At 65.5% G+C, this 7,502-nt stretch carries 4 protein-coding genes; 2 read left to right on the forward strand and 2 right to left on the reverse strand.

Features of this window, described 5'->3' with window-relative positions; all coding sequences use genetic code 11:
* Positions 1-234: 234 nt before the first annotated feature.
* A complete protein-coding gene (locus ON33_RS25440) occupies positions 235-2,700 on the forward strand; it encodes an ATP-binding protein (RefSeq protein ID WP_051152783.1) in 2,466 nt (821 codons plus the stop codon).
* Between the two features lie 343 nt (positions 2,701-3,043).
* On the opposite strand, the gene ON33_RS25445 is transcribed toward ON33_RS25440, so the two are convergent.
* Positions 3,044-5,482: an ATP-binding protein gene (locus ON33_RS25445; RefSeq protein WP_085996843.1), complete on the reverse strand. Its 2,439-nt coding sequence runs from the start codon at positions 5,480-5,482 to the stop codon at positions 3,044-3,046.
* Between the two features lie 491 nt (positions 5,483-5,973).
* On the opposite strand from ON33_RS25445, the gene ON33_RS25450 reads away from it, so the two are divergent.
* Positions 5,974-6,273 carry a hypothetical protein gene (locus ON33_RS25450; RefSeq protein WP_040861584.1) on the forward strand — a complete coding sequence of 100 codons (300 nt, stop codon included), beginning with the start codon at positions 5,974-5,976 and terminating at the stop codon, positions 6,271-6,273.
* A 479-nt stretch (positions 6,274-6,752) separates the two neighbouring features.
* Here ON33_RS25450 and ON33_RS25455 read toward each other — a convergent pair whose 3' ends face one another.
* Positions 6,753-7,496 carry an FkbM family methyltransferase gene (locus tag ON33_RS25455; protein WP_218001511.1) on the reverse strand — a complete coding sequence of 248 codons (744 nt, stop codon included), beginning with the start codon at positions 7,494-7,496 and terminating at the stop codon, positions 6,753-6,755.
* Between the last annotated feature and the right edge of the window lie 6 nt (positions 7,497-7,502).

A 7,502-nucleotide genomic window follows, 5' to 3' on the forward strand; every position in this document is an offset into this window, starting at 1 on the left:
GGTTCAGCATCGCCTGTCCGGAGTACGTCCACGACGGTCGAATGGCCACTGGGCATACCTATTTTTGCGCCGGGAGCGGTCACCAGAACCGAACCGGCCCGCGGTATCGCACCCCGCGATCAGAGATTTCTCCTCGTCGGTGGGCCAACCATCGGCTGACCAGACCCAGTGGTCTTCTACTGAGAGCGCGGATATCCTGACTAGCGCTGACAGTGGTCGAGCCGCAGGTAGCCGATGGTGGAGATCGATCCGTTCGAGACGCAACGTGATGTCGGTATTGATGTCGTCACGGAACTGAGTGCTGCCGGTTACGAGGGCGCGGAGATACACGGAGAACAACGCCAAGGCCACGTATCCGGTCCGACACCTGCACCCTCGGGAGCCGGCAGCACAGGAAACCTACCGCTCGAACTGACCAGCTTCGTCAACCGGCGACTCGAACTGGCAGCGATCAAGAAGCTTCTGACGACATCGCGCCTGGTCACGCTGACCGGCATGGGTGGAGTCGGCAAGTCACGACTCGCGCTGCGCTTGGCCCACCAGATCAGCGGAGATTTCGCAGACGGAGTGTGGCTGGTCGAACTCGGGGAGCTGCGGGATGCGACGTTGCTGGCCGACGTCGCGGCCGCAGCGCTCGGCGTGCGGAATCGCGGCACCGGATCCACCCTCGACGTGCTGATGGAGTTCCTGGCCGCACGCGATCTGCTGCTGATACTGGACAACTGCGAGCACTTGATCGAGGAAGTCGCAGGCCTGGCCGATCCGCTCCTGCGGAGCTGCCCAGGGCTACGGATCCTGGCAACCAGTCGCGAAGCCCTGAGCATCGGCGGGGAATCGGTGTTCGCGGTGCCGGCCCTGAGCTTTCCCGCCCCGGCGGACGAGCCCACACCGTGGACCGCAGCGCGCTATGACGCGCTCACCCTCTTCGCCGAACGCGCTGCGGCGGCAGTGCACGGCTTCGAGATCACCGACGACACCCGGCTCAGCGTCGCTCGAATCTGTGCGCGCCTGGACGGGTTGCCATTGGCGATCGAGCTGGCCGCCGCCCGACTGCGCACGATGTCGCCCGAACAGATACTCTCCCGGCTCGACGACCGATACGCGTTGCTGACCCGCGGCAATCGCGGCGCCCCGATAAGACAGCAGACACTGCGATGGTGCATCGCGTGGAGCTACGACCTCTGTACGCCGGTCGAGCAACTGCTCTGGAATCAGCTGTCGGCGTTCGCCGGTGGGTTCGAACTCGATGCCGCCGAGTACGTATGCGGTCCCGACATACCCGATGCCACACTGATGAACGCATTGTCAGCGCTGGTCGAAAAGTCGATCCTGATTCGCGACGAAGCCGACGGCACTGTCCGCTTCCGCATGCTCGAGACCGTCCAGGAGTACGGCAGAGACAAGGCCGCCGAGACCGGCGGTTACACCGAATCATGCCGCCGTCACCGACAGTGGTGTGAGCGACTGGCGGCCCGAGCACAGGACGAGTGGGTCGGCCCGCACCAACTCCAGTGGGTCGCTCGGCTCGAGCGGGAACTGCCGAATCTGCGCAAGGCACTCGAATTCAGCCTGACCGAGACCGGCGATTCCGCATTGCGGATCACCACCGCGCTCTACTCGTTCTGGATGACACGTGGCCGGCTCCGGGAGGGACGCCCCTGGTACGAGCGCGCACTCGACCACACGGCCGGCAGGCAGACAAGCGACCGCGCCAATGCGCTGCACAAGTCCATCGAAATGGCCCTGGCGCAGGGAGACACAGCGGCCGTCGCAGACATCGTGACGGAGCTGAAGAGCGTGGCCCGGCACACTCGCGAGCCGCTGGTCGATGCCCTGCTCGCACACGCAGAGGCAAACATTCGCCTCGTCACCGGCGATGCCGATCCGGCTCACTGGATCGCAGTCCTGACCGAGACCGCCGACTCTTACGAGGCCATGGGCAATCTGATGTTGGAGTTGGAAGCCCGGATCTCGATCGGGTGGGCATACGCGCTGACCGGGGACGTCGAGCACGCTCTCACAAACTTCCAGAAGGTGCTCGCCACCGCGGAATCCGTCGAGGAGACGGTATTCCGATCGTGGGGGCAGTGGGGGGCCGGGTTTTCCCTGTGGCGCAGTGGAGATTCCGAGCGGGCCATCCAGCTGTTACAGCAGGGAATTCGATCGGCTCGACTGGGAGCCGATCCGCTGGTGACCGGGGCTTGCTCGGAGGTGCTGGCCTGGATCTCCGCCGAGCGGAACAACTTTTGCCGTGCCGCAGCCCTCATGGGTGCAGCCGACTCGCTGGCCAGCATCGCCGGCGGATCCGCATTCATGCTTCCCGGCTTGCTCTGCTACCGCGAGGAATGCGCTGGGAGCAGCCGTAAGGCGCTCGGGGACAGCGCATTCGAGGCGGCGCGGCAGGAAGGCACGGCGATGAGTTTCGATGCCGCGGCCAGCTTCGCACTCGGCGAGCAACCGGATCAGCACGAGTCCGCCGCGCAGTCGACAGGAGAACTGACCAAGCGCGAGTGCCAGGTCGCCGGACTCGTTGCCCGCGGTTTCACCAACAAGCAAATCGCCGACCAACTGGCGATTTCGCTGCGCACAGCCAAGGCGCACGTGGAACACATCCTCACGAAACTGGGATTCGCCTCTCGGTCACAGATTGCGTCTTGGGCTTCGAAGCAGGATGAGACATGCGTTGACAAAGCCACGTAGCACCGATGGATTCGGGCGGGAAGCCGGACGGCGCGATCACCCCACAGACGCGGCGATCCACCGTGTATTCAGGCCGAACTCATTGTCGCGTAATACTTTCCGCGGTTCCCGTGCTCCAACGTCATGGTCCACTTCACCTGCATCGGCGGGACCTTCGCTCCGGGATCCGGTGGCTGTCGGCGGCGCGTAGTCGGGGCAGCTGTCGTGGAAGTCGAAGTGACGTTCGAGTTGCGTCGGCGCTGACGGCGGGCGATGCGCGCGGTGTGGTGTTCGAGGTCGTCGAGAGTGAATTGTCCGGCGCGGCTACAGATTCGGCACCGACCGCGAACCTGATGGCACGTGATCAGCTTCCGTGGCGAGCCGTGTCCACGATCCACGCCGCGATCTGGGAGCGAGAGGTGAATCCGAGCTTGGCCAGGATGTGCTCGACGTGGGCGTCCGCGGTGCGCTGGGCGATCACCAACTGGGATGCGATCTGCTTGTTGGTGAGCCCTTCGGCTACCAGGTCCGCGACCTGGCGTTCACGTTTGGTCAGTGTCGTCCCGCCGGCGCGTGGGGCGCCGGCCGGTTGTCCTTCGTCCAGCGCGTAGTCGACCGCGGCGTTGATTCTCATTGCCTGGCCACGTCGCCATGCCGCATCGAAGCGCGATGCACCGAGCGCGCGACGCACGACCCGCTCGCAGTCGAGGTGGGCCTCGACCATCTGGGGGAAGTAGATCGCCACGCCGGGGGCGGTCCGCATCATACGTGCGGCGGCGCCCATCAGCACGGCAGCTCGCTGGTCGTCGGTGCCGGCCGCGATCCACGCCAGCACTTCGAGATCGAGCGCCGCGACCAGCAGGCTGCGCGTGCGCCGATTGAGCCGCAACGATTCCCGCAGCAAATCCTGTGCGCGGGAGTTCTCACCCTGCCGGTACGCCGCGATCCCGGTCATCCCCAGAACGGTCGACCGGAACAACGACTCGCCGCACGCCTCGGTGATGGAGAGGATCCGCTGATGGCACTCGGCTGCCCGTTCGGTGTCGCCCTGCTGCGCATGCGCCACACCGAGCAACAGCAACGCGGCAACGTGCAGACATCCTCGCGGGTCTGAGCTCAGCACCTCGATGGCCCGATTGAGGCACGACACCGCATGCGCGGGCTCGTCGCGATAGAGCGCCAGATCGCCCTCGGCATAGGCGATCAGCGCCTGATTCATGGGCGTGGGATCGCGCTCGGCGAGCACATGCCCCTGCGCGAGCAGAGTGTCCGCCGTCTCGAGGTCCCATTGCCGCACGGCCATGAAGATGCTGGCGTGCAGCGCCCGGACCTGGTCGGCTGTCGAATGTGCGCGGGGATGTGCCAGGGCGCGGTCGAGCCAGCGGCGGCCTTCACCGAACAAGCCACGGAAAGTCCAGAACACGAAGGAGGCGGCGCTGATCTGCAGCCCCGCTTCGGCTGCCTGCTCGGTCGGGTCGGCCATGCAGAATTCGAGCACTGCCCGGATGTTCGCCTGCTCGCGGTCGAGCCGGGCCATCCAGTCGAATTGCCGGTCGCTGATCCAGTCCGCCTCGGCATCGAGCACCAGTTGTCGGTACCAGTCCCGATGCCGACGCCGCAGATCCTCGTCCGCGCCGGCCTCCCGCAGCTTGTCCTGCCCGTAGTCCCGTACCGTGTCGAGCATCCGGAAGCGGACCGCACCCTCGAGTTCTTCCCTGATCACGACCGATTTGTCCACCAGCCAGGACAGCACATCGAGCAGCTCTGCCGCCTCGGCATCGGCACCGCACACCGCCTCGACGGCGTCGAGTTCGAAACCACCGGCGAACACCGACAACCGGGCCCACAGCCGCTGCTCGGCCGGGGTGCACAGCTGATAACTCCAGTCGATGCACCACCGCAGGGCCTGTTGCCGTGTCGGCGCGGTGCGGTGGCCCCGGGTGAGCAGCGCGAACCGGTCGGTGAGCCGCTGCAGAATCTGGTCCGGCGACATGGTGCGCATCCGAGCCGCCGCGAGTTCGATCGCCAGTGGCAACCCGTCCAGCCGGGAACAGATCCCGGCCACCGCGGCCCTGTTCTCCTCGGTCAACGCGAAGCCGGGCACGACTGCCGCAGCGCGATCGGCGAACAGCGTCACGGCATCGTATTTGCGCAGCTCTCGCAGTGTCGGCTCGCGGCCGGCGGCAGGAACGCTCAGCGGCGGCAGCCGCTGCACCGCTTCGCCGCCGATATCCAGCGGCTCTCGGCTGGTCACCAGGATCCGCAATCCCGGACACGCCGACAACAGTGTCTCGGCCAGGCTTGCCATCGATTCGGCAACCTGCTCGCAGTTGTCCACGACGAGCAGGGTTTCCAGGGGCCGCAGAAACTCGATCAGCGTGTCGTGGACCGGCCGAGCCGAATCGACCCGCACGCCCAGTGCGGCAGCGACGATGGGAGCCACCAGCGACGGATCACGCACGTCGGCCAGATCGATCGCCCACACCCCATCGGGGAAATCGCGTCGAGCGGCCGAGGCCGCCCGCAGCGCCAGTCGGGTCTTGCCCACGCCGCCCATCCCGGCCAGCGTCACCAGCCTCGACACGGTCAGCAGGTGCTGGAGCTCGGTCAGCTCGGCGCGCCTGTTGATGAAGCTGGTCAACTCGGGCAGCAGGTTGCCTTTGTGTCCTATGGTCCCCGACGAGATCGGCTGACGGTTGCGCGGCTCGTGGTCGCGGGCGGCGGGGTCGCTGCGCAGCGCCATCTCGCCGGCTACCGTCATGCTCACGTCACGGCGGGTCCGGTTCGCAGCGTCGTCGACCATCAGCCGTGCGCAATCCTCACGGCATGACTGTGAGCATCTGACATGATCGACTCACCTTTCGACGGTGCCCAGCCTATCGCCCATGGCGAGCAGGCATCCAGCTATTCGACGGATGCGCAGTCGATATCCGAGGCCCCTCACCGCCACCGAACCCCGGACGAGCCATCGTGCAACCCTTTATTCTCTGAAACTGGCAATCGTTGTCAAGCTGATAGCAGTCCGGTCGTTCGCATTCCAGCCGAAATCCAAGCTTCCGGTTCACGGGAATCAAGCAACTGCGACAAAGCGATTTATCAGCGTCCGCGGATTACGGCGAAATCAGCCAGGGCGAACAGCATCTGTACAGGTTGATGGCATTCAAGCCTGACCCGACGCCTTTCAAGGAAATCTGGCAACCGATCCGCGCATCCAGCGGAACAAGTGCGCACATAATTGGGTGAAGGTGAAATCGACACAGTAACGACAGGGGAATAGAGGAAGGACGACGAGGCATGACCACAGCGGCACACCACCCGCACGCGGGTCACGACCACACACACGGCGAGGGTTGCGGGCACGTAGCCGTCCCGCATGAAGACCACACCGACTACGTACACGACGGACATCTGCACCGCGAGCACGACGGACACTACGACGAGTGCGAACCGGCCGAGCACACCGCGCACGACGACCACGCCCACGTTCACGGCGAAGGCTGCGGGCACATTGCGGTCCCCCACGGCGATCACGTCGACTACATCCACGACGGACATCGACACGCCAGTCACGAGGGACACTACGACGACCACTGACCGAAACACGGTCCCGCGGTACCGATTCGGCGGCGACCAGCTCGCCCAGGTCCACCGCGTCGTCCCGGTCGAACCCCACTCGAGTTCGTCGAAGCCCACTCCGAGGTCAGCTGCAATACCTCGCACCACCGATCGGCTGATCGCGCCTGTGGGCTCCGGGCCGCGCTCGCGATGGCGGCCACGGAGGGCAAGCTCGTCCGGAACGCGGCCGAGCCGATCAACACGGGTTGCCGCCATTGGCGACGGCGTCGACGTACAGGCGGCCGGCCGTGCTCGAAGCTTCGCTGTTCGAGCTGACGCAGTTCGAACACGCACCCGGCGCACCGTTCCGTTCGAATCCAACTGGATCAGCCACCCAATCGACCGCCGGATCTTTCACGGCCCACCAGGTGACTGCATGGCCCCGTCAAAGTGACGACATGACCTGTCTCTTGATGAGGTAGATCGATCGGCCCGCTCCCCCGCCCCCCTCCGATCAGTCAGTAGTCCGACGGCCGGGCGGCGTAGACCTCGTGCAGTTCGGTCCCGACCAAGTTTGGGTCTTGCCTGTGGTGTGGGGACAGTCCGTGCCGGCTCAACAACTCGCAGAACTCGGCCAGGCGGCCGTCGGTGTCGTGCACCTCGGCCACGACGGCACGAATGCGGGGCCAATCCGTTTCGGAAATGCCGCGCAATACGTCCAATTCCGCCCGCTCCACATCCACTTTGAGCAGCCCGATCTGAGCGTCGGGAGCGTGTTCGGCCAGCAGCGCCGACACCGTGGTCACGTCCACGTCGATCTGCTCGCCGTCGTGCAGGCCGGCGGTGATGTATCCGATCGACTCATCGTCCAGGCCGCTGTTGCGCAGAAAGATCTTGGTCGTTTCATCGTCTCGTTCGCGGTCCGCGTACAGACTGGAATTGGCCGACGCCTGCGGGTACCAGGTGAACGGCACAGTCCCGGGCACGGCACCGACCGCGACCCGCAGCGAAACCCCATGCGGCACATGAGCTGCCATGTTGCGCTGGAGACAGTGAAAGATCATCGGCACGGGCTCGGCGGCGATGACCCCGATTCCGGGGCACTTCTCCGCGAACATCATCGTGGCGAGTCCGATGTTCGCGCCGATATCCAAGATGATCTCCTCGGGCCGCAGGCGGGCAGCGGCGTACTGATAGAAGCCGTCCGCCGCCATCGTCTCGCGCCACAACATGCGCGCCTCGGCCGGACTCGTGCAGGTCACAGTTCT

The organism is Nocardia niigatensis NBRC 100131, from assembly GCF_000308655.1.
Lineage (GTDB): Bacteria > Actinomycetota > Actinomycetes > Mycobacteriales > Mycobacteriaceae > Nocardia > Nocardia niigatensis.